The sequence below is a fragment of the Vibrio sp. 10N.222.55.C6 genome (assembly GCF_041473395.1).
GTDB classification, from domain to species: domain Bacteria; phylum Pseudomonadota; class Gammaproteobacteria; order Enterobacterales; family Vibrionaceae; genus Vibrio; species Vibrio crassostreae_C.
In genome coordinates this window covers 1-593 of record NZ_JBFRSD010000494.1, presented here as the reverse complement: position 1 = coordinate 593, position 593 = coordinate 1, and the positions used below count along the sequence as shown (strand labels likewise).

1 protein-coding gene is annotated in these 593 nt (G+C 40.8%); it reads right to left on the bottom strand.

Features of this window, described 5'->3' with window-relative positions:
• Positions 1-303: 303 nt before the first annotated feature.
• Positions 304-593: GIY-YIG nuclease family protein (locus tag AB4486_RS24770; protein WP_372119339.1), on the bottom strand; the 290-nt coding region annotated here is incomplete at its 5' end.

Sequence of the window (593 nt, the reverse complement as noted above, 5' to 3'; positions counted from 1 at the left end):
AACTTAATGAAGACAAACGTTTTCGTGGCTAGAAGAACAGTGGAAGCACGTAGAGGCTTTGGGGTTTTGGACTAGGAGTATTGAAAGCCATTGTATCGATTGTATAAGCGCGGTCAAATAACCACGTATTGAAATGAGGCGCAGAACAGTTCTAGCTTAGAGTGGGGGCAGAACTGTACTAACTGAAATAACTAGTTAGAAGATGGGAAATAAATTTGGGCTTAAAAATCTAACCCAGATTAAATCTGACAGGCACCGAGTCAAAAATGGGTAACTGTCAGATCAGATCTGAATTAGTACACTTTAAATGCTCTCAGCAAATTCAGGTTGCTTCGTCTGAGTTAAATCGGTGGTAGCACCAAGCTCGATTGCTTCTTTCAACTGAGCTTGTTTTCGCATTGCTTTAGTTTCATTGAAGTCTTGTGCTACAGCAGTTTCGATGAACTCAGCATCATCAATATCGAAGTTTTTAACAGCCTTCTTGATGTCAGATAGCTCCACTTGGAAAAACTCTTTACGTCTATTCACCATGTTCAAACGGTCATTATCGAATACGCGATGTAGCTCTTTCTCAAGAGAAGGTGCGTCAGTGG